This window comes from Rhodococcus sp. USK10, assembly GCF_019378875.1.
In the GTDB taxonomy this organism is placed as follows: Bacteria; Actinomycetota; Actinomycetes; order Mycobacteriales; family Mycobacteriaceae; genus Rhodococcus_F; species Rhodococcus_F pseudokoreensis.
This window is the reverse complement of record NZ_CP076047.1, coordinates 1,136,195-1,160,005: the sequence shown is the minus strand read 5'-3', so window position 1 is coordinate 1,160,005 and position 23,811 is coordinate 1,136,195. Positions and strand designations below refer to the sequence as shown.

The following is a 23,811-nucleotide window of genomic DNA, read 5'->3' as shown; positions in this document are numbered from 1 at the left end:
GCTCACAAGTGCCGGCGCTCAGCCGACTGCCTTCATGAACTTCTCCAGCTCGCGCTCGATGTGGGCGCCGCACGGTTGGAAGCCCAGCTCGGTGACCCCCTGCTCGGCGTAGGCGGCAACCCTTTCGCGGATCTCTTCCGGGCTCCCCGTGAGTGTCACGTCCTTGAGCATCGCGTGACCACCGGCGTCCCATGCTGCCTCGTCCGCCTCGTTGAGGTACATCAGGTGACCGTCATGCACGGCGAAGTGACGCTCGGACTCCGGGGTCTTCTCTATCTGCGCTGCCCAGGCTTCACCCCCGGGCATGGCACGGACTGCATCGAGACCCCCCATGAAGTCCATGCCGATGTGATAGACGACCGACCACGCGGGCCCAGCGGCCTCCTTGACCCGATCAGAGTCGATTGACTCATCGCCCTCCAGCACCGTGCCGCCGACGAATAGTGAGCCCCAGGCGAAGTCCTTCATGCCGGCCGGGACCTGGCCGAAGGCCATGATGCCGTCGACGCCGAGGTCCTTGGTGACCTGCTCGCCCTTGGGGCCGAAGGCCGAGATCAAGATCGGAACATCAGCCGCTGCCCGGTCGAGGTGGTCCGGCGAGTTGAACATCTTTATCGGCGCGCCCTCCCAGATCACGGTCTCACCACGGATCAGGCCGCGGTACGCCCGCACGTAGGCGGCGACCGCCGACCAGGAGAGACCCTTCTGGCCCATGGCGCTGCGGCCCGTGAAGCCGGTGCCGAACGCCACGGCGACGCGTCCCGGCGCACGCGATGCGAGCGTGGCCGTCGCTGCTGCGGCGGACATGGGGTGCCGCAAGCTGGGGACAAGGACGCCCGGTCCGATGCCGATCGTGTTAGTCAGCTCGGCAGCGCGTCCGAGGGTCATCCAGATGTCAGGACTCTGCTGGGGCGTGTCGAAGAGCCACGCTCGCTCGTAGCCGAGCTGTTCGGCCACCACGATGTGCTCTGGAGACTCGAGCGTTGGTGCAAGGACACAGGACACGCGCATGATGTTCCTTCGGCCGGTTGAGGGACGTCGCGGTCGAACCGGTGGTTGCCGGGTCGATGGATCGGGTTGGATCGGGTGAGCTCTCAGGCATCGCCTGCGAGCGGGCGCGTGGCACAGACGAGAGCTTTGGGATCCTGGCGGGCGTGTTCGGACATGTGTCCCACACCACGACATAGGCGTATCACAATGATGCATGTCACGCCAAGAGGCGGCATCGGCGCGTCAGCTTGCCCGGGGAGCCGTTCGGAGAGCGCCTCCCCGGACCCTTGTGTGACGTAAGTAAAACCTCTACGATTCAGTCACACCCCGAAGGCTCGTCGGGAACCGCCACTGCGCGAACGGAAGGCGACACATGACCACATTTCTCCTCCTCCACGGCGGGTACCACGGCGCCTGGTGCTGGCGTCGCGTGATCGAGCACCTCCCGGCCCGGGACGTGGTTCACGCGCCGACCTTCACGGGTCTCGCGGAGCGCTCACATCTCGATTCGCCTGAGATTGGCCTCGACGTCTACTGCACGGACGTGCTGAACCTGATCCGCTGGGAGCAGCTCGATGACATCGTGCTGGTGGCACACTCCTTCGGAGGGATCGTCGCCACCGTCGTCGCCGACAGGGTGCCCGAGCGCATTCGATCGTTGGTCTATCTCGACGCCTTCGTTCCCCAGGACGGTCAATCGCTGGTCGACCTCGGCTGGCCGGCTTCCGAACCCGGAGTGACTCCGGTGCCCCCGCCGCCTGCTGCGATCTTCGGACTGTCGGGCGCGGACTGCGAGTGGGTCGACAGCCAAATGACTCCTCAGGCCGCGAACACGGCAACCGACAAGGTCGTCCTCACGGGGGCCTACGAGGCGGTCGACCGCACATACGTGTTCGCCACAGGTTGGGACAGCCTCCCGCACTTCATGGCCAATCGCGACATGGCTCGGGCGTCCGAGAATTGGCGCGCCTACGACGTCGACGGAAGTCACGAGCTCATGATCGATCATCCGGCCGAGGTCGCGCACATCCTGGTCGAGACCGCGGAACGAACCCGGGGCGCACCCACCTTGCCTTGCGATGCTGACCGACCGAGCGATCGGCCAGCCTAGGGGTCAGGCGGTGGAGCTGGATGCACTAGCAGTGAGGACGCGGGAGTTCATTCGGGCAGAGGTGCTCTCGATCGACGACCGGCACGACGGCGACATCGAGGCGGCAGGCGGCGATGGGTTGCGGGTGCGGCTACAAGCGCTCGCTGCGAAAGCTGGCTTGCTGGCGGTCCACGCCCGCTGACTGCGGCGGCCTGGGGCTCGGGATGGTCGACCGCGCTGCCGTGTTCGAGGAGGCCGGGTACTCGTTGTTCGGCCCGGCGGCCCTGAACATATCCGCACCGGACGAGGGCAGCATCCATCTCCGGGATCACATGGCCACGAAGCCACAGCGCCTTATCACCTGGATGCGGCCGGCGCAGGTGCGAGAAGTTCGGCGCAGGTTAGCGGTTGGTGAGATCTCGATGAGTCATGAAGGGATCGACGGGCTCGGGCACGGCCATCGAGTTACCCATCTCCGGGGTTTGCTCGAGCATCATGGTCTCCTACCCGAACGCGACGCCTATCTCGCCCGCTTCGAGCACTGGCTGCAGGTCAACTTCGATGCCATCGGCGAGGCCGCCGTGCGGCAACCCGTCGAGCAGTTCGCGACGTGGCACCACCTTCGGCGGATCCGCGCTATCTCGACCACCGGATCCTCGACGCGCGGTCCGGTCCACGCGGCGAAACAGGAGATTACCGAGACGATCAAGTTCTTGGACTGGCTCCTCCAAGCACACGGCCGCGTCGCCTCGACATGCAACCAACACGACGTCGACGAATGGCTGATCGGTGGACCAACCACCCGCCATAGCATCCGGACGTTCTTCGTCTGGGCTCTTCGGGCGCGGGTCAACACCACCATCCTGATCAGCCCCCGCAGCGCCCGCTCCTCCCCCACCATCACCCAGGACCAACGGATCGCCTGGCTGCGTGAACTGCTGACCGGTAACAGCGAATCCCTGCCGTACCGGATCGCCGGCACACTGCTACTCCTCTACGCTCAACCAATCGCGAGGATCGCATCCCATCGCACCACCGACATCCTCCTGGCGCCGAACGGTCCATATCTTGCCCTCGGCAGCCACCCCGCCCCCATTCCGACGCCGTTCGCGGACATGCTCACCGAGCACCTCGCACAACGACACAACCTGCATGCGGTCCGAGATAGTGACTCGGAGTGGCTCTTCCCCGGCAGTCACCTACACCCCAACACGATCATGAACCGACTACGCACTCTCCGTATCGATTTCCGCGGTGCTCGCACCACCGCAATCCGAACATTGGTCACTGAGGTGCCTGCACCGATCGTGGCGGACATGCTCGGCTACAGCCAGCAGATCACCCATCGCCACGCCGCCGAGGCATCGCAACCGTGGTCACGATACGTGCGCCCCGGTGTCGAGCGGTGAGGACCGCACCTCACCTGAATCATCAGAGCCCACGACCCCCGCGTCACCACAGCGAAGGACGAAACCCATGACCGAACCGAGGTGAAAATGATTCGATCCCCCGTCTCGGCGATCTCGTTCACGAGGCCGGAAAGGATTGGTGCGACGTGGTTTACGTCGATCTCTCGCACGGCATCAGTATAGAAGCACTTCGTGCCCCTGGCGCAGTAGCGGTCAACGCCGTATCGAGCGGCCGGTTTGGGACTGTCGGGATAACGGTTGAACTGGATCTGGCCGACACGCCGAGTTCTCTTGGCGAGAAGGCAAGACGATGACCGAAACACTTGATCACATGGATCAGTCGAAGATTGACCACCAGAAGCTGGCCCAACAACTGTTGGCCCAGGCCAAAGCCGAGGGCGTCGAGCTGGTCGGACCGAACGGACTACTCAACCAGCTCACCGCGAACGTCCTCGAAACCGCACTCGAAGCCGAAATGGACGAGCACCTCGGCTACGAGAAACACCACGTCACGGGACGAAACAGAGAAAACTCCCGGAACGGGAGGCGGACGAAGACCGTGCTCACCGAAATCGGACCGGTACAGATCCAGGTGCCACGAGACACCGATGCCTCGTTCGATCCGCAGATCGTCAAGAAACGGCAGCGACGCCTGACCGGGGTCGACGAAATCATTTTGTCCCTCTCGGCGAAAGGCCTGACCACAGGCGAAATCGCAGCACACTTCGACGACGTCTACGGCGCATCGGTCTCGAGGGAGACGATCGGCAAGATCACCGACAAGGTCCTCACGGAGATGGCCGAATGGTCCGTCCGTCCCCTCGACCCGGTGTATCCGGTGCTGTTCATCGATGCCATCCACGTCAAGATCCGCGACGGTCAGGTCGCCAACCGGCCCGTCTATGTCGCCATCGGCGTCACCACCGCCGGGGAACGCGAGATCCTCGGGCTGTGGGCAGGTGACGGCGGGGAGGGATATGGAACGCGCACAGGTTCGTTTCCGGAGTTTTGTGCTGCTGCCTGAGGGTTTCCCACTGATTGGCGTGTCGTTGATCTTCGAGGTGGAAGCCCGCGAGTTAAGGTGTTACCGCGAAATGCTAGGTGCGAGGAAGGCGTGCGGTGGGCGACGAGCGATTGCGGGTGATCTCGGGCGACGTCGCACCGATCGTGGCGATGCGAGATCCGCAGCGGTTCCAGGCCGAATGCGTGGAGGCGTTCGTCGCGTCGTGGACCGCGCGTGGATTCGCGGCATCGACGATCGCCAACGACATCGGTGTCCTGGAGCGGATGCTCGCGGGGCTGGGTCGGCCGGTGTGGGAGGTGACCGCCGCCGACGTCGACCGGGTGGTGGGCGAGCTGGCCAACTCGGGTCGAGCGGTATCGACGCGGCGTAACTACCTGCAGGTGTTCAAGGGGTTTCACCGGTTCCTCGAGGTCCGCAAGACCGCGGAGATCGAGGCAGCATTCGGGGTGCGGCTGGCCTGTCCGCTGGACGAGTTCAACGCCACCCGCCACGTCAGCGACGACTCGCCGGCTGCGGAGGCACCGCCGACACCGGAGCGGGTGGCGGCGTTCTTCGAGGTCCTCAAGCAACGGATCGCGACCGCCCGCAAGTACGGCCCGGCCGCGCGGGACTACGCGTTGTTCCGCACGCTGTACCACGCCGGCCTACGATCCGAGGAGGTCGTGATGCTCGACCGCGGCGACGTCCACTTCGGGCGAGGCACGTTCGGCAAACTGCATGTGCGCTTCGGAAAGGGCGCCAAAGGATCCGGGCCGCGGCCGCGCTGGGTGCCGATGTTGGACGGGCTGGATCTGGTGTTGCGCTGGTATCTCGATGACGTGCGCGGCCGGTTCCCGGACAGCGCGGCGCTGCTGTGCGACGAGTCCGGCGGACGGATGGCCGCGGCCACGATCCGCAACCGGTTGCGGCACCTGATGAGCGTGGAGGGTCGGCCCGAAGCGGAGTGGTTCAGCCCGCACGGGATGCGGCGCGCGTGCGCGACCCACAACTACGAGCGCGGCGTGGATCTGGTTGCTATACAACAACTTCTAGGCCACTGGACGGTCGCGTCGACCATGCGGTATGTGCGCCAACCCTCGGGAATTGCATCAGATGGGTGCGTTTCCACAGGTCACCTGCTGACCGCCCGACGGTAACAGTTTCGCGGGTAGGCCGGACACGCCGCTTGAGCTGGGACGCTTGCCCAGCGACTCCGTTAGATGCATGATTCATGCGCTGGAGGGTCGCGGGTGGATCGTGGTCAGGAGGCGGCGTTGAGGCGTGGTGATCTGGCAGGTGCGGCACATCTGGAGTTGGTTTCTGGAGTGGCGCAGCTGCATCCGGAGGATGCGATGTTCGAGGCGATGCTGCGTGGGTGGCGGGCCCAGCAGACGGCGCGAGGGCTCCAGGAGGGGACGATCGCGCCGCGGGAACGGTTGGTGCGCCGGTTCATCTCGTTCACCAACGAGTATCCGTGGCGATGGGGTCCGGCGCATGTGGACGAGTGGTCGCTGTCGATGACCGGTGAGTTGCAGCTGGCGCCGTCGACCATCCGGGGTTATCAGACGGATCTGCGGTTGTTCAGCGAGTACCTCTGCGATGGCCGCTACGGGTGGATTGCGGCGTGTCAGCGGGAGTTCGGGCCGCAGGTGCATCCGGTGGCGATCGTGCACGAGTGGAACACCATCGCGCACCTGAACAGCTACGAGGGCCGGCCGGAGGCGCGCCCGTTCACGCGGGAGGAGCTGCAGCGGTTCTTCGATTATGCCGACGACCAGGTGGAGCGGGCAGTGCGGGCGAAGCGCAAGGGTGCGCTGGCCGCCTACCGTGATGCGACCCTGTTCAAGGCCGTCTACGGGTGGGGACTGCGCCGGACGGAGACGTCCAAGCTGGATGTGGTCGATTTCGGCCGCAATCCGCACGCACCGCGGTTCGGTCGTTACGGCATGCTCAACGTCCGATACGGCAAGGCGAAGAAGGGGCAGCCCCCGCGGCGGCGCAATGTGCTGTCGGTGATGGACTGGGCGGTGGAGGCGGTGGCCGATTACGTGGAGAACGTGCGCCCGCGATTCGGGTTCGACGACCATCCGGCGTTGTGGTTGACCGAACGTGGTGGCCGGATCAAGCCGGTGGAGATCAACGCCCGTTTCGTCGCTTATCGTGACGCCTTGAAATTGCCGAAAGCGCTTGTACCCCACTCTATTCGTCACTCGTACGTGACCCATCTCACGGAGGATGGGGTTGACCGCCGGTTCATCCAATCGCAAGTCGGCCACGAATGCGACGGTTCCACGGCCATCTACACTCACGTCAGCGACGATTTCATGAATACCGCTCTACAAAAAGCCCTTTCACCGTTGTTTGGTTCTACCGACCCCGCACACGAGGACCGCACGTGACACCGAAATTGGACTACCGCTGGAATCTACGCGCGGTGATGGCCGAGCGCGGGATGTTCGCTACCACCGACTTGATCGAGCCGCTCGCGGCACGAGAGATCGTGCTGTCGTCGAGCCAGGTCTACCGGCTCGTCGTCGAACGCCCGGAACGATTGAGCCTGAAGGTGCTGATGGCACTTCTGGACATCCTCGACTGCGGGATGGACGACCTCATCGAACCCGTCGCGGCGGCCTCGGCCGCCACCAAGCGCAGGAAGGTCGTTGGCGGCGACGCCGGAGTTGGGGACCTGCGCCCGAAACGAGCCCGGGTCCGCGACACCGGTCACCGGTGAGCACTGTGGATCCGAGGCGGGTGATCAGTGATCCGGTCGGGCTGATCAGCGATTTGGTCGCGGAAGCCGACCCGGGCCTGGACCCCGGCCGGGCCCGAACGGTGGTCGTCTCCACCGTCGGGGGCCGGGCGAAATCGCGGCGGATCGCCGCGGCGCTGGTCGCGCGGCCCGCGGTGTTGGCCGACGGGCGGTCCCCGGCACCCCGCGCGATCGGGGATCTGCTGTTGGCGTTGCGCAAGGCCGGGGCAACCGCGATCGCGGCGCCCTGCTGCGCCGATTGCGGAAAACAGCTGCGCACCCTCATGCGTCGTGGACAGCACTGGTACTGCAGTGTCTGCGAGCAGAACACCGCAGCCTGCGCCGGTTGCGGGAACCTCAAACAGGTTCGGTCACATGACCGCGACGGGCATCCACGCTGCGCCCAGTGCCCGGACCCCGACGATCGTGACCCGATCGCGGTCATCCACGCCGCCGTCGCCGCACTCGATCCGGCCGTCCCGCGTGATGCCATCGCTGGTGTTCTCGACCGCTGCTGTCGTCAGCGCGGCTACCAGCGGCGGGTGGCCTGGGCGTTGGAAGCCGACCCTGCCCTGCTGACCGGCGAGGGGCATCGTGCGCCGCTGCGAGTGATCCCGCGGCTCGTCGAGCACCTGCACGCGAGCGGCGTCCGCGGAATCGTGCTGCCGACCTGCCCGGGCTGCGGCCGGCAGGTCCGCATCGACAAGCCCCTGGACGGTCAGCGGGTCTGCCGCACCTGCATCGCGCACTCCCGCATCGAAGAATGCGCTCGCTGCGGCGCCCGCCGCGAGCCGGTCAGCAGGGACGAGCACCGGCGCCCTATCTGCGCCAACTGCTTCTGCACCGACCCGGCCAATCTGGAGATCTGTCTCGGCTGCGGACGCCGACGTCCGGTCGGGCGGCGGACCACCGACGGACCGCTCTGCCAGACCTGTCATACCCTCCCGATCAGGACCTGCTCGATCTGCGGCGACACCACACCCTGCGGCATCTCCAGGCGCACCGGCCGACCATGGTGCCCGACCTGCCAACGCCGAGCCGCGGACTGCGCTCGCTGCGGACGCCACACCGCGATCGCCGCCGGCACCCTCACCGAGCCGCTCTGTGACAACTGCGCACCACCACCCGCCTGGCGGGACTGCCCCACCTGCAGCGACCCCGACCACCCCACACCGGGCCGCTGCGGGAAATGCTTGACCAATCAACGCCTCTACCAGGTCATGGGTCCGGTCACCGCCGATATGCCACCCGGTCTGCTGGCGCTGCGACACGACATCGCCACCGCCGAACACTCGATCACCGCACAACGCTGGCTCACCAAACAACCCGTCACCACGGTCCTGTCCGACCTCGCCGCGGGCCGCATGCCCCTGACCCACGCCGCGTTCGACACCCTGCCCAGACGTCCCGCCACCGAGTATCTGCGGCACACCCTCGTCGCCGTCGGCGCCCTGCCTGAGCGTGACGAGGAACTCGTGCGGCTGGAACGAACAATCTCCGAGTTCCTTGCCACGCAGCAGAATCCGGAATGGAAGAAGCTGCTGCACCGCTACCTGGTCTGGCATCTGCTGCGGCGGCTGCGCACCCGAAACAACGGACGTCCCACCACCCGGCAGCAGATGCTGCGCATCCGCAGCCACGCCCGCGCCGCCGCCGGGCTTCTCACCTGGCTCGACACCCGCGGACTCACCCTGGCCAGCTGCGGCCGGACCGACCTCGATCAGTGGATCACCGATCCAGCCGGCGGCTACCGCTACGAGACCGGAACCTTCCTCCGATGGGCCTATGCCAGCAAACTCACCACCGCCTACCTGCCGGCCCGGCGCTGGAATGGCCCGGCCAACCCAATCGACGACGACAACCGCTGGACAACGGCCCGAACACTGCTGCACGACAACACTATCGACTCCGTCGACCGCCTCGCCGGCCTGCTCGTTCTCCTTTACGCCCAAGGTTCTTCCACGATCGCCCTACTGACCGTCGATCAGATCTCGATCACCAACGACAACGTCCACATCAGCTTCGGCCGAACACCGATCCGGCTCCCCGAACCGGTCGATGACCTGGCCCGGACCGTGTTCGCCACACGCAAAGGCCACGCCACCATCGGCGCCACCACTCCGTCGCGCTGGCTATTCCCCGGCGGTCAGCCCGGCCGTCCGATCAGCGCCCAACGACTGAAGCTGAGACTGAACCAGCTCGGCATCCGACCTAACCAGGCACGCAGCACCGCACTGTTCGGCCTCGCCACCCAGATCCCCGCAGCCATCCTCGCCCGAACCCTCGGCATCAGCGTCAGCTCCGCCGTCCGCTGGCAGCAGATTTCCGCTGGAGATTGGACCACCTACGCCGCCAACATAGCCGACAGGAGGGGGCATTCGGACAGTTGTGATATCTGACGTCACCATTTCGTCGGAAACGTTCATCGAAGACGCCTACCAGCGCGCGATCGCGGCGACGCTGACCGAGTTGGCCGGACAGGAGTGAGCATGCAGATCAGGTGGAAACTCCGGATGGCCGCCGCCCACCGCGAGGTCTGGACCGGCACCCAGCTGCAACGGCTGCTCGCCGAGAAGGCCGGATTGGAACTGTCCTCGGCGTCGGTGTCGGCGTTGTTCACCAAACAGCCCAGCCAGATCAAGCTGACCACCCTGATCGCGCTGTGCACCGCCTTGGACTGCACACCGAACGACCTGTTCGACATCGATACCACCCCAGTCGCACAACCGATCTCGTCGAACCCGACCAAGGTCGCGGCGAACGACACACAGGCGTCGCGGCGGGGCCGGTCGATGCCGCCGATCTGAGCATGACCCGCCGGATCCGGGACTGCCGCCGCTGCGGCCGCGCGGTCGGCAAACCCGACCGTGACCTGTGTGCACGCTGCCACTGGGCGGCCTCCCACGCCCCGGTCACCCACCCCTGCCCGCGCTGCGGCGTCGACCGGGTCCTGCAGCCGGACACCGGCCGCTGCGTGCGCTGCTCGCGCACCTGCCGACAGTGCCAGGCCCCGGTGTTGTTCGTCGACCGAGACCTGTGCAAGGAATGTCTCCGACGGCAACGGCGAGACGCCGATCGAGCCGACTGCCCGCGCTGCAGCAAACGCCGGATACTGCGACCGGCCACCGGCCTGTGCGGTTCGTGTTCGCATCCGGGCCGGCCACCGAATCCGGATGCGGCCTGCGTCGACTGCGGCCGGGTCACCCGACTGACCGGTGCCGGGCGGTGTCGATCCTGTTGGGAACGCTCGCGGCACAGGATCACCGTCCGTGCCGCCAATCTCGCCGAGGCACTGGATGATCCGCCCAGCTGGCTGGGCGGATTCGCCGCCTACCTGGTCGGCCGTCATCACCCCAGCCGCGCGTGCGCCATGCTCACCCGACTCGGCAAGCACCTGACCGACGAGCACCCGACGCATCCGCAGGCACTGCTGGGAGCTGTCGCCGCCGACGTGCCGCTCGCGCGGGCCCTGGAAGACTTCCTCACCGCGAGCAAGCTGGCACTGCCGCCGGACCGGGAGGAACGCCGCGCCGCCGCCCGCCGCCAGTCCCGCATCGACGCCGTGCCCGCCCCCTTGCGACCGGCGGTGACCGGGTTCGCCGAACACCTGGTCGCCGGCCGCGATCGCGCCCGCCGCGCCGGCACCCGCCCGCGCGGGCACACCACGCTCGAGGCTCGCCTCACCGCGGTGCGTGACTTCGCGCAATTCCTGACCGCGCGCCGCTGCAAGACCGACTGGGCGACCGCCGATGTCGGCGACATCGAAGCGTTCCTGCACGCACATCCCGGCCGACGGGCCTCCTACCTGACCGGACTGCGCCAATTCTGCCGCTACGCGCTGCGCCGACGGTTGCTGCTCATCGACCCCACCGCCGGGGTGCAAGCGCCGCAGACCATGGCATTCAGGGGACCGACGCTTCCCATCGACCGGCAGCGCGAGTTGTTCCGGCGATGGAGCACCGACCCCGAGGTGCACCCGCACGAGGCGTTCGTCGGGCTTGCCGCCCTACTGCACGGCGCTACCACCCAGGAACTGCAACACCTCACCGACGACGATATCGACCATGAACAGCACCGCATCAGGCTGGGGCGTCGACCGCAGCCTACTCCGTTGGACCCGTGGACCTGGACCGCGCTGCAACGCTGCCTGCAGCACCGTAAGAACCTGGGCAGCAACAACGCCCATGTGCTGATCACTATGCAGACCAAGGCCACCCGCGCGCCCGCCTCCGACTCCTACGTCAAGCAGACCCTGCGCGAGGTCGGTATCCAACCCAGAATCCTGCGCTCCACCCGGCTGGTCGACCTCGTCGGCACGGTCGACGCGAAACTCGTCGCCGCCGCTTACGGCATGACCAACGAGGCCGTCATCGCCTACCTCTCCGACCACGTCGACTTCGCCCGGCTGCCGAACCCGTGACAGTTCAGGCGCCACCTCGCACACGTTCGCGCGAACGTGTGCGCTTTGGCCAAGTTCTGGCTCGCCGTCCTGACGGAAATCCGCAACCGCGGGGTCGCAGACGTGTGCATCGCCGTCTGCGACGGACTCAAGGGACTGCCCGACGCGATCACTACCGTGTGGCCACTCACGGTGGTGCAGACCTGCCTGATTCACCTCTTGCGTAACACCTTTCGTTACGCATCGCGTCAGTACTGGGACGAGATGTCACGGGACCTGCGGCCGATATACACCGCTGTCAACGAGGCCGCGGCCAAGGAGCAGTTCACCGAGTTCGCCGACAAATGGGGGCCGAGGTATCCGGCGATCGTCCGGCTGTGGGAAAGCGCCTGGAGCGAGTTCGTGCCCTTCCTCGACTACGACCCCGAGATCCGCCGGGTCATTTGCTCGACGAACGCGATCGAGTCCCTCAACGCGCGCTACCGGCGGGCGGTGCGGGCGAGGGGCCACTTCCCCAGCGAGCAGGCCGCGCTCAAGTGCCTCTACCTCGCCACCCGGTCACTGGACCCGACGGGTAAGGGAAGAGCACGATGGGTGACGAGGTGGAAGCCGGCCCTCAACGCGTTTGCTATCACATTCGAAGGCCGAATCACCCCAACCGTGATCTAGATTCATGCGCCAGAACTGGATCCACCGATGTTCTGACAGTCCCCGATCGGTGGATCCGCCAAATCTGCGGACAGTTCGTGTGCTCGGCAGCAAGTATGAACCGCTCGCGCCCGTGGTTGACCACGAGCAGCCCCTGTCCAAGGGCGGACCTCATACACTCGCCAACTGTCGCGCAGCACACTGGAGTTGTAATGCTCGGAAGCACAACGCGGAGCACTACTCGTCATCAGCGAGCGGGGAGGTCGAGGCGGAGGTTGATCACAACGTGGAGGTTGTGAGAGGTGTTGTGCGAATCGCGACCTGCGGGAACGCGGCACGGATCGGGGTGTTCGCAGAACTCTCACATCCGGTCGTTTGTGAGAACCCCGGCCCGTTCGAAGTCGTCAGCCTCTTGATCAGGGCTCGGCGATCCCCTCGGCACGGGGGGAGAGACCAGGACTCTGGTGGCGAAGTTCGCCAGCTGCGTTCGGATTTTTTCGCGCGGCATGCGCTCTTGTCCGGCCAGTTGCTCGACGAGGTCGGCTCGGACGGCGGCGAGCAGGGCGTGGGCGGTGAAGTTGCTGTCGGGCACCCCGGGGATCTGCTCCAGTACGGCTCGGAGCAGGCCGTGCCACCGCACGTAATGCTCGGCTTGGTATGGGCTGCTGCTCCCGCTTTCCTCCAGGGCCAGCGCGAGGCGGCGGTTGTCGAGTTTGAAGCACAGGACGGCGTCGAGCAGGGCGGGTACGCGCCGGTGCGGTGGAGTGGCGGGCCCCAAGGGTGGCGGGCCGGCTTCGATGGCGTTCCTGATCGGTTCGAGTCGTGCCTCGTACAGCGCACGGAGCAGCCCGGCGCGGTCACCGAAGGCCCGGAAGAGTGTGGCCTTGCCGACGCCGGCCGCTGCTGCGACGTCGGCCATGGTGATGTCGTCAGGGCTCTGGTCGTGTGAGAAGAGGGCGTCGGCGGTCGCGAGGACGGCCTCCCGGTTACGGGCGGCGTCCTTGCGTGGCTTGCGCTCGGGCATGCGGTTCCTCCAGTTGCAAAAACGGACCAGGGGTCCGTATCGTTGAATCGGACCCTGGGTCCGGATTATATTAGATGTCTACGAGATGGAGGAACCCTCATGTCCACACCAACTTCTCCGGCGGATCTCTACCGCCACAGCCTGAGGCTGCTACTGGACAAGAACATCGTCGGCTGGGTCGGTCTCTGGGACGAGGACGGCATCATGGAGTTCCCCTTCGCCCCTCCGGGCTGGCCCGGGCGGTTGGAGGGCAAAGATGCCATCGCCGCCTACATGCGCCATTACCCCGATCACATCGACCTGCACGACTTCCCTGACCTGCGGATCCACCAGACCACTGATCCGGAGACCATCGTGGTCGAGATGCGCGGCATCGGCCGTCTGGTCGAGACCGACGCTCCCTTCGACATGACCTACATCGCCGTCGTCACGGTTCGACACGGGCGTATCGCCTCCTACCGTGACTACTGGAACCCTCTCGCCGTCCTCGAACCCGGCACCGATTTCACCGGGAGCAGCCGATGACCACCGGCACCACTCTGGTCATCGGCGCCACCGGCACCACCGGCAGCCGCACCACAGCACAGCTGACGGCCGCCGGTCACCGTGTCAAAGCGGCCAGCCGTCAAGGCACCCCGTTTCCCGGAGCCGAGTCGGTCCGCTTCGACTGGTACGACCCGGCCACCCACACTGCCGCCCTCGATGGCGTCGACCGCGTCTACCTCGTACCGCCTGTGGGCGACTCCGACCCGGCGGCGGTCATGCTGCCCTTCCTCCAGCGGGCCCGCACCGGGGGCGTGCGTCGCGCGGTGCTGCTGAGCTCCTCGGCCATACCCGAGGGCGGCCCTGCGGTGGGAACAGTGCACCAGGCCCTGCCCGATCTGTTCGAGCGGTGGGCGGTGCTGCGGCCCTCCTGGTTCATGCAAAACTTCACCGGCACACACGCGCACGCGCGCAGCATCCGTGAAGACGGCATCATCTGGAGCGCGACCGACACGGGCCGAGTCGGCTTCATCGACGCCGAGGACATCGCCGCCGTCGCCGTCCACGCCCTGACCGACCGGACCGCCCCCAACACCGACCTCATCCTCACCGGACCCGAGGCCCTCAGCTACGACGATGTCGCCGCGATCGTCACCGAGGTCACCGGTCGGCCCGTGGCCCACCGCCATCTGTCCTACGAGCAAATGCGCGATCGCCTCACGGCGGTGGTCCCGCTGGAGTTCGCCGCCATGCTGGCCGGCATGGACCGTGCCGTCGCCGAAGGGGCGGAGGACCGCGTCACCGACACCGTTCAGCGCCTCACCGGTCGGCCCCCGCGCGCCCTCCGCGCCCTCCTCGAAAATGAGATGCCATGAAGCAGTTGATGTTCCCGGACGACCAGCAGTTCTGGTTCGAAACCCTGCGCAATCTCGGCCTGGCCGTCTACGGCGGCTCCGATGTCGGTGAAGTCATCGCCACCGCCGCCCGCGTAACCAGTGGCGACTACGACGGCTGGCATGACGCCTGGCTGTCGACCGCCGAGCGCCTGGAGGCCGAGGCCCGCTCGAGCCACCCCGTCAGCGCACGCGATGGACTCCTGCGCGCCTCCACCTACTACCGGGCGGCCGAGTTCTTCCTGCACGGCGACCCCAGCGATCCCCGAATCGACCACGCCTACCAGCACAGCGTCGCTTGTTTCCGTGATGCCGTCGCCCACATCCCCGGTATCACCCCTGTACAGATCCCGTACGAGGACACCATGTTGCACGGCTACTTCTATCGGGCGGCTGGCAAGGGGCCGAAGCCGACGCTGGTCATGCACAACGGATTCGACGGCGCCGCCGAGGAGCTGCATTTCTTCGGCGCCGTCGGCGGACAGGAACGCGGATACCACATCCTGACCTTCGACGGCCCCGGGCAGCCTGCGGCCATCCACCGGGACGGGCTTACCTTTCGACCGGACTGGGAGAACGTGATCGGTCCCGTCCTGGACTTCCTGACCCAGGACCCGAGCATCGACCAGGCCCGCATCGCGCTGCTCGGCGTCAGCCTCGGCGGCTACCTCGCGCCACGCGCGGCGGCCTATGAGCCGCGCCTGGCCGCTGTCGCCGCTGTCGACGGTGTCTTCGACGCCGTCTCCGCTTTGACCAGTTACCTTCCGCTGCCGCACGACGAGGTGGTCCAGCGCGCGGCAGCCGAGCACGACGAGGAATTGGACCGGATGATCGCCGAGGCCCGTGAGCAGAGCCCGACCCTGCGCTGGGCCTGCGACCATGGCCGCTATGTCACGGGAACCTCGACCGACCGAAAGTTCCTGGCCGAGTACGCCCGATACAACCTGGGCGATGGAAGCGCGGAAAAGATCACCTGCCCCGTGCTGGTGTGCGAGGCGACCGCCGACCTGTTTTACTCCGCCACCGACGAGCCCGACCCGCACAAGCTATACCGGCACCTCACCGCGCCGAAAAAACTCTTGAGCTTCACCGCAGAGGAAGGCGGCGACGCCCACTGCCACCCAGGCGCACTTCGCCTTGCGGTGGCGCGCATCTTCGACTGGCTCGACGACACGATCTGACCAGTTCAACATCACGCGGATCACTGGAGTTGCCGCGCACCGGACCCGAATCCCGCTCAGGTCGCAGGCCATCCGAACAACGCGGGTTCGGGGTCCAGCCGAGTGGTCGGCACCGCACCGGCGGTCCGAAGTCGGGCACCTCGGATGGAGCAGTGGCTTTCGCGGATGTTTTCGGACCCCCGATCAGAACAGCGTGTCGCGGACGCGATCACGGCCGTAGCGACCGACCAGAACGGCCGGCCGGTACCGTCACTGCTGTCCCGGGGTGCTGTCTTCGGTCAGGGCCTGGGTGCCGATGATGTTGAGGAGCCTGAGCCGGTCGGCGGCGTCGCTATCAGGAGCGGCGGTATAGGCGACGATGCGCAGATCGCCGCCGGGAGCTACGAGCACGTCACAGCTGAAGGTGAATGTGCCGACATCCGCGAAGGCCGAGTGTCCTCGGTGACGCTGCTGCGTCGCCTTGGCAACCACTCGCACAAGAACCGCCTGTACCGGGCGTTCCGCGAACTGGGCCGTGTCATCCGGACAGTGACGCTGCTGCGGTGCCTCTCCGAACCCGTTCTGCGGGAGCAGATCACGGCGGTCACGAACAAGGCCGAGGCGTTCCACGGCTACTCGGAATGGCTGATGATCGGTCGCAGGCTGATCGGCCACAACGACCCCGACCACCAGGAACGGGTGGTCAAGTTCAACGAGTTGCTGGCCAACTGCGCGATCTACTCGACCGCATTGGACATCACCGACGTCGCCAACGGCCTCGCCGCCGAGGGCTATCCCGTCGATACCGACGATCTGGCCACCATCACCCCGTACATCCAGCACACCATCCGCCGCATGGGCGACCTCGTACTCAATCTGTCCCCACCCGAACAAGCGCCGGTCACCTGGCTGGACCTGGAACCGCGAGTGTTGTTCGCCCCAACCCCGTGATCGGTCCAGCGTCGGTGTTCGGCACGGGCGAAGAGTGGCCGGACACGGCGCTGCACCTTGGAGCGCGGGCGTGTCGCCAGGTGGCCATCGAGGTAGAAGCGTCTGCGCAAGCGGATGGATCATCGGGAACTTCGAATCTCGAACTCGATGAAGTCGGATCCATCTGTCACACGCGTGCCGGGGCCGTCTCTTGCGCTTCACGGCAAGCGTGCCCGCAACGACCAGCCCCGCGCCAGTTCCCGTCACGCCCATCTCGGTGACCGGGGCTAACGCCAATGCCGCGCAGTTAAGGGTTTGGGCTGCCTGTCCAATCGGGCGGTTCGAGAACGTTGATGGCAATGTTGACCGTGGCGTAGTTGGTGCGGTCGATGTCTCCTTTGGCACGGTGTTTGGAAATCGCTCGTTTGACCACGCGGGGGCAATCACGTGCTCGGCGTTCGGGATTGAGTTCGGCCAGGACTGCGCGGCCAATCTTTCCGACCAGATCGATGGTCGTGCCGGCGATCACGCCTGACGCGAGTACCACCAAGTCGCGGGCGGTGGTGACGGCGATCGTAAAACTCGCGCGCAGCGGTGGGACATCCGCACCGGTCGTTGCGTCGGCGATCGCGATACGCAGCGCTTGGTAGGTGGTCAACAACGCGTAGACCTCCTGGGCGACCCCGGACGGGGTGCGGGCCCGCAGCATCGCATCGCCGAGGATGGTCGACTTCAGCTCCAGATAGGTCGTCTCGATCTCCCATCGCTGGTGATACAGCCGGACCAGTTCCGATGCCGGGTAGCGGCGATGATCGTTGAGGGTGGTGATCAACCGGTATCGGCCGGTGCGGGGTGTGCCACCTTTCGGGGTGACAACGATCTCGGCATCGATGACCCGGACGACCACCGAGCCGATCGGGGCCAGCCAGGACCCGTCGGGCAGCCGTTCGATGGAGGCAAGCTTGCGGTTGCTCTTGCAGCGGATGAGCAGGTCGGCCTTGGTGTCCGCGATCTGCTCGATCAACGAGGCGACGGCGAAGTTGCGATCGGCCAACAACAACATGCCATCGCGCAGGCACCCCAACAGCTGGGGTGCATAGGCGATCTCGGAGACACCGTAGGTTCCGAACACGGCATCGACGATGGTGCGGGTACCGCACGCCACCACGGCGAGCATGCGCACCATCGGGTAGCCCGAGTCGCCGTTGGGGCCGCCGGTTTGACGGTGGTAGGCACCGAGGTTGGCTACGCTGTCGGGCACGAACATCGAGGTGCCGTCGATCGCGCACACCAACAGTCCTCGCCACCGAGCGGTACCGGGGACGGGGCCTTTGATCAGGTTGAACAATTCCCTCAGTGGTGCGGCGCCGACCCGGAGGCGGGCCTGCGACAACGCCGAGGAACCCGGATCGGCCACCGCTCCTTCGAGTCCCGCGGTCAGCTTCGCCCACACCCGGGTATAGCCGATATCAGGGAACAGGCACGCGGACAGCACCAGGTACACCACGACCCGCGACGGCAACTCCCGCAGTCGAGCCTGCGTGGCCCTCGCCGACTCGAGCGCGGCATCGACCATCTCGAACGGCACGATCCGCGTCAACTCACCGATATGCCCCGGCGCGAACCGCCCGGCGGCAACCACCGACTCATGTTTGATGACAGACTGAACAGGCAACGGAACTCCCGGAGAGGCTTGTCTTTGGCGGACAAAGCTTCCCTACCAGGAGTTCCGTTGCCCTATCTCGCGACACGCCCCAACTTGACCTGCCAGGACAATCCCTAACTGCGCGGCATTGGGGCTAACGCACCTGCGATCGGCTGAACCCACAGAGAAACGTCCGCCCCCAATAGTGGCGAGACCAGCCGACAACGCCCACCAGCCGGCGTCCGAGTCGAGGAAGCGATTCGTCACCAATCACCAAGATTGCTGCCCCGGCTCCGCAGCCTTCTAGTAGGACTTTGTTATGTGGGGAAGGTGTGGTGGCAGAGTGGGCAGGTACCGATCCAACGGGCAAGTGCGCGTTGGAGTTCGCGCACGATTCCGTAGAGCGTCAGTCCTGCCCAGTCGCTTTTGGGTCGGCCAGCCGGAGGGTGGCGATGAACAAGTGGGCGGCGGTGACCAGGGTGGCGTGGTGGTGCCAGCCCAGCCAGGAACGGCCCTCGAAATGATCCAGCCCGAGACCGGTTTTCAGCTCCCGGTAGTCGTGCTCGACGCGCCAGCGGATCTTCGCCAGGCGCACCAGTTCGGGCAGCGGGGTGTCCTCGGGGAGCGTGGCGAGCCAGTAGTCGGTGGGCTCGCCGGCGCCGGTCGGCCACTCGGCGAGCAACCACACCGCGGGCAGGGTGCCGTCCTCGGCGCGCGGGATGTCGCGGTTCGCCGGACGGACCCGCAACACGGCGAACCGCGAGCGCATCGACGCGGTCGGATTGGTGGGGTCGGTCTTGCTGCCGCGGCGCCAGGTCACGGTGCGCAGGGACTTGCGTCCGGCAGTGAGGACGAGGTCCTTGCAGGTCGCGTGCGGGCCGTAACGGGGCGTCGACGGGCGCCCGCGGCCGGTGTAGGCTGCGGTCTCCGGGACCGCGTCGCCGGGATGGGCGCTGGTCGCGCCCTTGACGGCGACGACGTAGTCGATGCCCCGCTCGGTCAGCGCCAGCCGGAAGGCGGTGGTGTCGCCGTAGCCGGCGTCTGCGACCACGACCTGCGGGATCCGGCCCCACTCGATCAGCTCGTCGATCATCTCGATCGCCATCGCCCATTTGGGGCGGTGATGCTCGGTGTCGGGGATCGCCGACCGTCGCCGGCGGGCGGTGATCGCCGCGACGGCGTCGGGGTCGGCGGCCGATTGATCGTCCCAGCTCTCGGGCAGAAACAGCCGCCAGTCCAGTGGGGCGGACGCGGCATCGGAGGCGGCGTGCACGCTGACCGCGATCTGACAGTTGCCGACCTTGCCGAGAGTGCCCGAGTACTGCCGGGCCACGCCCGGCGAGGCGGGTCCGTCCTTGATGAACCCGGTGTCGTCGATGACCCACGCATCCGGGGTGATCAGACCGCACGCCCTGCGCGACAGTGTTTTCCGCACAGGTGTGACATCCCACGGCGAAGTGGTCACGAACTGCTGCAACTGTTGGTGATCGACCTGCAACCGCTGCGCCATCGCCTGCATCGACTTTCGCCGGCCGTCGAGCATCAACCCCCGGGAATACAGTCCCGCCTTCTCGCGCTGATCCTTGCGCGCCAGCGACGAGAACACCTCACCGACAAACGTATCCAACTGTTCCCCGACACGGTCGAGAGCGGCTGTATCCATGCCCGCATGCTCTCGAGAAAGTCGCGAAAACTCGAGCCGACACGCCGAGCTAACAAAGTACTACTAGTGCCCTGAGGCGTTAATTCGTTTATATCTTGGTAGAGTGTTCCCATGGGTGATGGTCGTGGACCGAAGCTGGCCGTGCTGGAACTGAGTCAGGCCGAGCGAGATACGTTGCAGGGGTGGGCGCGCCGAGGTAAGACCGCTCAAGCGCTGGCGACCCGGGCGCGGATCGTGCTGGCGTGCGCAGACGGCTTGTCCAATAGTGAAGTCTCGCGACAATTGAGGGTGTCGCTGCCCACTGTTGGCAAGTGGCGCAAGCGATTTCTGGAGGATCGACTGAAAGGCTTGAATGACGAGGCCCGCCCGGGCGCGCCGCGCAAGCTGAGCGATGCCCAGGTCGAGATGGTGATCACCAAGACTCTCGAGGAGCAGCCGGTCAACCGCGACAGCCACTGGTCGACCCGGTCGATGGCGGCGGCGACCGGGATGTCCCAGACGGCGATCTCCCGGATCTGGAGGGCATTTGGCCTCCAACCGCACCTGGTGGACACCTGGAAGCTGTCGACCGATCCACTGTTCATCGACAAAGTCCGTGACGTCGTGGGGTTGTACCTCGATCCGCCCGACAAGGCGATGGTGCTGGCGGTGGACGAGAAATCGCAGATGCAGGCGCTCGATCGCACCGCGCCGATGCTGCCGATGATGCCGGGCACGCCCGAACGGAAGACGCACGACTACGTCCGCTACGGCACCACAAGTCTGTTCGCGGCGTTGGATATCGCCACCGGCAAGGTCATCGGCCAGCATCAGCGTCGCCACCGGCACCAGGAGTTCCTGCGGTTCCTCAAAACCATCGACGCCAACACCCCCGCCGAACTGGACTTGCACCTGATCTGCGACAACTACGCAACACACAAGACCCCAGCGATCAAGAAATGGCTGGCCAGCCACCCGCGGTTTCACCTGCATTTCACCCCCACCTCGGGTAGCTGGCTCAACCTCGTCGAGCGCTGGTTCGCCGAGTTGACCAACCGTAAACTCCGCCGCTCATCCCACCGCAGCATCAAAGCCCTCGAAGACGACGTCAACGCCTGGATCGCCGCGTGGAACGAAGACCCGAAACCCTTCGTGTGGACCAAGACTGCGGACGAAATCCGCGCCAGCCTCGCCCGCTACTGCACCAAAATCAATAAAACAATTAACGACTCAGGACACTAGTAGTACTTTGTTAGGTCGGGAAGGTGTGGTGGCAGAGTGGGCAGGTACCGATCCAACGAGCAAGTGCGCGTTGGAGTTCGCGCACGATTCCGTAGAGCGTCAGTCCTGCCCAGTCGCTTTTGGGTCGGCCAGCCGGAGGGTGGTGATGAACAAGTGGGCGGCGGTGACCAGGGTGGCGTGGTGGTGCCAGCCCAGCCAGGAACGGCCCTCGAAATGATCCAGCCCGAGACCGGTTTTCAGTTCCCGGTAGTCGTGCTCGACGCGCCAGCGGATCTTCGCCAGGCGCACCAGTTCGGGCAGCGGGGTGTCCTCGGGGAGCGTGGCGAGCCAGTAGTCGGTGGGCTCGTCGGCTCCGGTGGGCCATTCGGCGAGCAACCAGACCGCGGGCAGGGTGCCGTCCTCGGCGCGGGGGATGTCGCGGTTCGCCGGGCGGATTCGCATGGCGGCGAACCGCGAGCGCATCGCCGCGGTGGGGTTGTTCGGGCTGGTTTTGGTTCCCTGCCGCCAGGTCACGGTGCGCACGGCTTTACGTCCGGCGGCGAGGACGAGGTCCTTGCAGGTCGTGTGCGGGCCGTAGCGGGGTGTCGGCGGGCGCCCGCGGCCGGTGTGGGCCGCGGTCTGCGGGATGGCGTCGCCGGGATGGGCGCTGGTCGAGCCCTTGACGGCGACGACGTAGTCGATGCCGCGCTCGGTCAGCGCGAGCCGGAAGGCGGTGGCGTCGCCGTAGCCGGCGTCCGCGACCGCCGTCGGTGGGGTGCGGCCCCACTCGATCAGCTCGTCGATCATCTCGATCGCCATTTCCCACTTGGGGCGGTGCTGCTCGGTGTCGGGGATCGCGGACCGCTGCCGGCGAGCGGTGATCGCCGCGACCGCGTCGGGATCGGTGGTCGAGCGATCGTCCCAGCTCTCGGGCAGGAACAGCCGCCAGTCCAACGGTGCCGACGCGGCGTCGGAGGCGGCGTGCACACTGACCGCGATCTGGCAGTTGCCGACCTTGCCGAGGGTGCCCGAGTACTGCCGGGCCACGCCCGGCGAGGAATCGCCGTCCTTGGTGAACCCGGTGTCGTCGATGACCCAGGCATCCGGAGCGACCAGATCACACGCCCGGCGGGACAGCGTTTTCCGGACCGGCACCACATCCCACGGCGAGGTGGCCACGAACTGCTGCAACCGTTGATGATCGACCCGCAGCCGCTGCGCCATCGGCTGCATCGACTTCCGCCGGCCGTCGAGCATCAACCCCCGCGCATACAGTCCCGCTTTCTCCCGTTGATCCTTGCGCGCCAGCGACGAGAACACTTCACCGACAAACGTATCCAACTGTTCCCCGACACGGGCGAGAGCGGCTGCATCCATGCCCGGATCCTCTCGAGATTCGAATCGAAACTCGAGCCGACACGCCGAGGTAACAAAGTACTACTAGAGCTAGATCCGCCGACCAGCCCCCGGCGAGGGCGCAGAGGGTGGCGCTGCCATCCAGCCCATCTGGAAGGTGGCCTGGATGGCCAGGATGCGGCGCCGAGACCAGGTCTGCGCCTCCGGTGCGGTGGTCAGTGCCCACGCCTCGTCGGTGAGGGTGAAGGTGCGCCGACGTGCGCTGACTCTCGGTAGTCGCGCCGGAAACGGCAGTGGTCGGTTTCGCTCATAACTGCCAGGTCCCTTCGAATGTGGGTTCGGTCTTGTCGAGAAACGCCCGCGAGGCCATGGGCTCGTCGGTCGCGAAGTTGATCAGCTGGGCACGGGACTCACCTTCCAGGGCCTCACGGAAGGTCGAGCTGCTCGCTTGGTTGATCATCACCTTGGACTGTGCAAGCGCGATGGGAGGACCGCTGGCCAGCCGAGTAGCCACGTCCAGGACGAAGTGGTCGAGCTCGTCCGGTGCCTTCACCCAGGTCGCAATTCCGATCCGCAGTGCCTCGTCGGCATCGATGATCTCGCCGAAGAAGGCCATTCGCTTCGCCTGCTGAAGCCCGACGACGCGAGGCAGGAGCCACGAGCCGCCGAAATCGACTGACATTCCGCGTCTGGGGAAGATCTCGGAGAAGCGTGCCGTGGTGGAGGCGACAACCAGATCGCATCCGAGCGCGAGATTGCAACCGGCTCCCACCGCGACGCCTTCGACTCTGGCCACGGTCGGTTGCGGCAAGTGATGCAACGCCTCGGCGATGTCACCCATCCAGCGCATCCGGTTCAGAGGGTGTCGCGGCTCCTTCTCACCTGCAAGGTCGGCGCCGGAGCAGAAGTCTCCTCCTGCCCCCGTCAGCACGACCACACGAACGGTCTCGTCGGCTCCTGCAATTCGTATCTCGTCTCGAAGTCGAGTGAAAGCGGCCTCGTCGAGTGCATTCTTGCGATGGGGCCGGTTGATCGTCAGGGTGAGTATCGCGCCGCTTCGCGTGACGATCACGGAGTTCGTTGCAGATGCCCGCGAATCAGCGGCGCTGTCTCGTGTGGAACTCATCGGCTTGCCCTCCTTGTTCTCTGCGACCGGTGGCGATCGCTCA

18 protein-coding genes and 5 pseudogenes are annotated in these 23,811 nt (G+C 66.2%); 17 read left to right on the top strand and 6 right to left on the bottom strand.

What is annotated here, in order from left to right:
* Positions 1–18: 18 nt before the first annotated feature.
* Positions 19–957, bottom strand: a complete 939-nt coding sequence (locus tag I1A62_RS05955; protein WP_374710686.1) for an LLM class flavin-dependent oxidoreductase — start codon at positions 955–957, stop codon at positions 19–21.
* Between the two features lie 406 nt (positions 958–1,363).
* On the opposite strand from I1A62_RS05955, the gene I1A62_RS05950 reads away from it, so the two are divergent.
* The 12 genes and pseudogenes from I1A62_RS05950 to I1A62_RS05895 all read left to right on the top strand — a co-directional run.
* Positions 1,364–2,101: an alpha/beta fold hydrolase gene (locus I1A62_RS05950; protein WP_219454721.1), complete on the top strand. Its 738-nt coding sequence runs from the start codon at positions 1,364–1,366 to the stop codon at positions 2,099–2,101.
* A 10-nt stretch (positions 2,102–2,111) separates the two neighbouring features.
* Positions 2,112–2,282, top strand: a complete 171-nt coding sequence (locus I1A62_RS47095) for a hypothetical protein (protein WP_219454720.1) — start codon at positions 2,112–2,114, stop codon at positions 2,280–2,282.
* A gap of 220 nt (positions 2,283–2,502) precedes the next feature.
* A complete protein-coding gene (locus I1A62_RS05940) occupies positions 2,503–3,489 on the top strand; it encodes a recombinase XerD (protein WP_219454718.1) in 987 nt (328 codons plus the stop codon).
* 310 nt (positions 3,490–3,799) lie between these two features.
* Positions 3,800–4,465, top strand: a pseudogene (locus I1A62_RS05935) (transposase); the annotation flags it as partial.
* A gap of 143 nt (positions 4,466–4,608) precedes the next feature.
* On the top strand, positions 4,609–5,649 hold the full coding sequence (locus I1A62_RS05930; RefSeq protein ID WP_257890434.1) for a site-specific integrase: 1,041 nt from the start codon (positions 4,609–4,611) through the stop codon (positions 5,647–5,649).
* Positions 5,650–5,844: 195 nt separating this feature from the next.
* Positions 5,845–6,891, top strand: a complete 1,047-nt coding sequence (locus I1A62_RS05925) for a tyrosine-type recombinase/integrase (RefSeq protein ID WP_219455065.1) — start codon at positions 5,845–5,847, stop codon at positions 6,889–6,891.
* A complete protein-coding gene (locus I1A62_RS05920) occupies positions 6,888–7,223 on the top strand; it encodes a helix-turn-helix transcriptional regulator (protein ID WP_219454227.1) in 336 nt (111 codons plus the stop codon). The genes I1A62_RS05925 and I1A62_RS05920 overlap by 4 nt, the downstream gene beginning before the upstream one ends.
* Positions 7,220–9,640, top strand: coding sequence for a hypothetical protein (locus tag I1A62_RS05915; RefSeq protein WP_219454225.1), 2,421 nt, complete (start codon positions 7,220–7,222; stop codon positions 9,638–9,640). Before I1A62_RS05920 ends, I1A62_RS05915 begins: the two co-directional genes overlap by 4 nt.
* A 90-nt stretch (positions 9,641–9,730) precedes the next feature.
* Positions 9,731–10,048, top strand: a complete 318-nt coding sequence (locus I1A62_RS05910; protein ID WP_041810958.1) for a helix-turn-helix transcriptional regulator — start codon at positions 9,731–9,733, stop codon at positions 10,046–10,048.
* Between the two features lie 2 nt (positions 10,049–10,050).
* On the top strand, positions 10,051–11,661 hold the full coding sequence (locus I1A62_RS05905; RefSeq protein ID WP_219454716.1) for a hypothetical protein: 1,611 nt from the start codon (positions 10,051–10,053) through the stop codon (positions 11,659–11,661).
* 48 nt (positions 11,662–11,709) lie between these two features.
* Positions 11,710–12,309, top strand: a pseudogene (locus I1A62_RS05900) (IS256 family transposase); the annotation flags it as partial.
* A 4-nt stretch (positions 12,310–12,313) separates the two neighbouring features.
* Positions 12,314–12,505, top strand: a pseudogene (locus I1A62_RS05895) (HNH endonuclease); the annotation flags it as partial.
* A gap of 144 nt (positions 12,506–12,649) precedes the next feature.
* Here I1A62_RS05895 and I1A62_RS05890 read toward each other — a convergent pair.
* Positions 12,650–13,312, bottom strand: a complete 663-nt coding sequence (locus tag I1A62_RS05890) for a TetR/AcrR family transcriptional regulator (protein ID WP_219454715.1) — start codon at positions 13,310–13,312, stop codon at positions 12,650–12,652.
* A gap of 99 nt (positions 13,313–13,411) precedes the next feature.
* Here I1A62_RS05890 and I1A62_RS05885 point away from each other — a divergent pair, with 99 nt between their 5' ends.
* The 4 genes from I1A62_RS05885 to I1A62_RS05870 all read left to right on the top strand — a co-directional run bounded on the left by I1A62_RS05885 (position 13,412) and on the right by I1A62_RS05870 (position 16,799).
* On the top strand, positions 13,412–13,837 hold the full coding sequence (locus I1A62_RS05885) for a nuclear transport factor 2 family protein (RefSeq protein WP_219454712.1): 426 nt from the start codon (positions 13,412–13,414) through the stop codon (positions 13,835–13,837).
* Positions 13,834–14,670 (top strand): NmrA family NAD(P)-binding protein, encoded by an 837-nt coding sequence (locus I1A62_RS05880; protein ID WP_219454711.1) that lies wholly within the window; start codon positions 13,834–13,836, stop codon positions 14,668–14,670. Before I1A62_RS05885 ends, I1A62_RS05880 begins: the two co-directional genes overlap by 4 nt.
* Complete coding sequence (locus I1A62_RS05875) at positions 14,667–15,869, top strand: S9 family peptidase (protein ID WP_219454709.1); 1,203 nt, start codon at positions 14,667–14,669, stop codon at positions 15,867–15,869. Before I1A62_RS05880 ends, I1A62_RS05875 begins: the two co-directional genes overlap by 4 nt.
* Before the next feature lie 432 nt (positions 15,870–16,301).
* On the top strand, positions 16,302–16,799 hold the full coding sequence (locus tag I1A62_RS05870; RefSeq protein ID WP_257890478.1) for a transposase: 498 nt from the start codon (positions 16,302–16,304) through the stop codon (positions 16,797–16,799).
* 286 nt (positions 16,800–17,085) lie between these two features.
* On the opposite strand, the gene I1A62_RS05865 is transcribed toward I1A62_RS05870, so the two are convergent.
* Entirely contained in the window at positions 17,086–18,354 is a 1,269-nt protein-coding gene (locus I1A62_RS05865; protein ID WP_374710700.1) for an IS4 family transposase, read from the bottom strand.
* Between the two features lie 435 nt (positions 18,355–18,789).
* Positions 18,790–20,086: pseudogene (locus I1A62_RS05860) on the bottom strand (IS701 family transposase); the annotation flags it as partial.
* 111 nt (positions 20,087–20,197) lie between these two features.
* Here I1A62_RS05860 and I1A62_RS05855 point away from each other — a divergent pair.
* The gene (locus I1A62_RS05855) at positions 20,198–21,307 is read left to right on the top strand and encodes an IS630 family transposase (protein WP_219454705.1); all 1,110 of its coding nucleotides are present in this window, start codon (positions 20,198–20,200) and stop codon (positions 21,305–21,307) included.
* On the opposite strand, the pseudogene I1A62_RS05850 reads toward I1A62_RS05855, so the two are convergent.
* Both I1A62_RS05850 and I1A62_RS05845 read right to left on the bottom strand, forming a co-directional pair.
* Positions 21,304–22,663 (bottom strand): annotated as a pseudogene (locus tag I1A62_RS05850) (IS701 family transposase). The gene I1A62_RS05855 and the pseudogene I1A62_RS05850 sit on opposite strands and share 4 nt — an antisense overlap.
* 286 nt (positions 22,664–22,949) lie before the next feature.
* The gene (locus I1A62_RS05845; RefSeq protein ID WP_308340743.1) at positions 22,950–23,714 is read right to left on the bottom strand and encodes an enoyl-CoA hydratase-related protein; all 765 of its coding nucleotides are present in this window, start codon (positions 23,712–23,714) and stop codon (positions 22,950–22,952) included.
* Between the last annotated feature and the right edge of the window lie 97 nt (positions 23,715–23,811).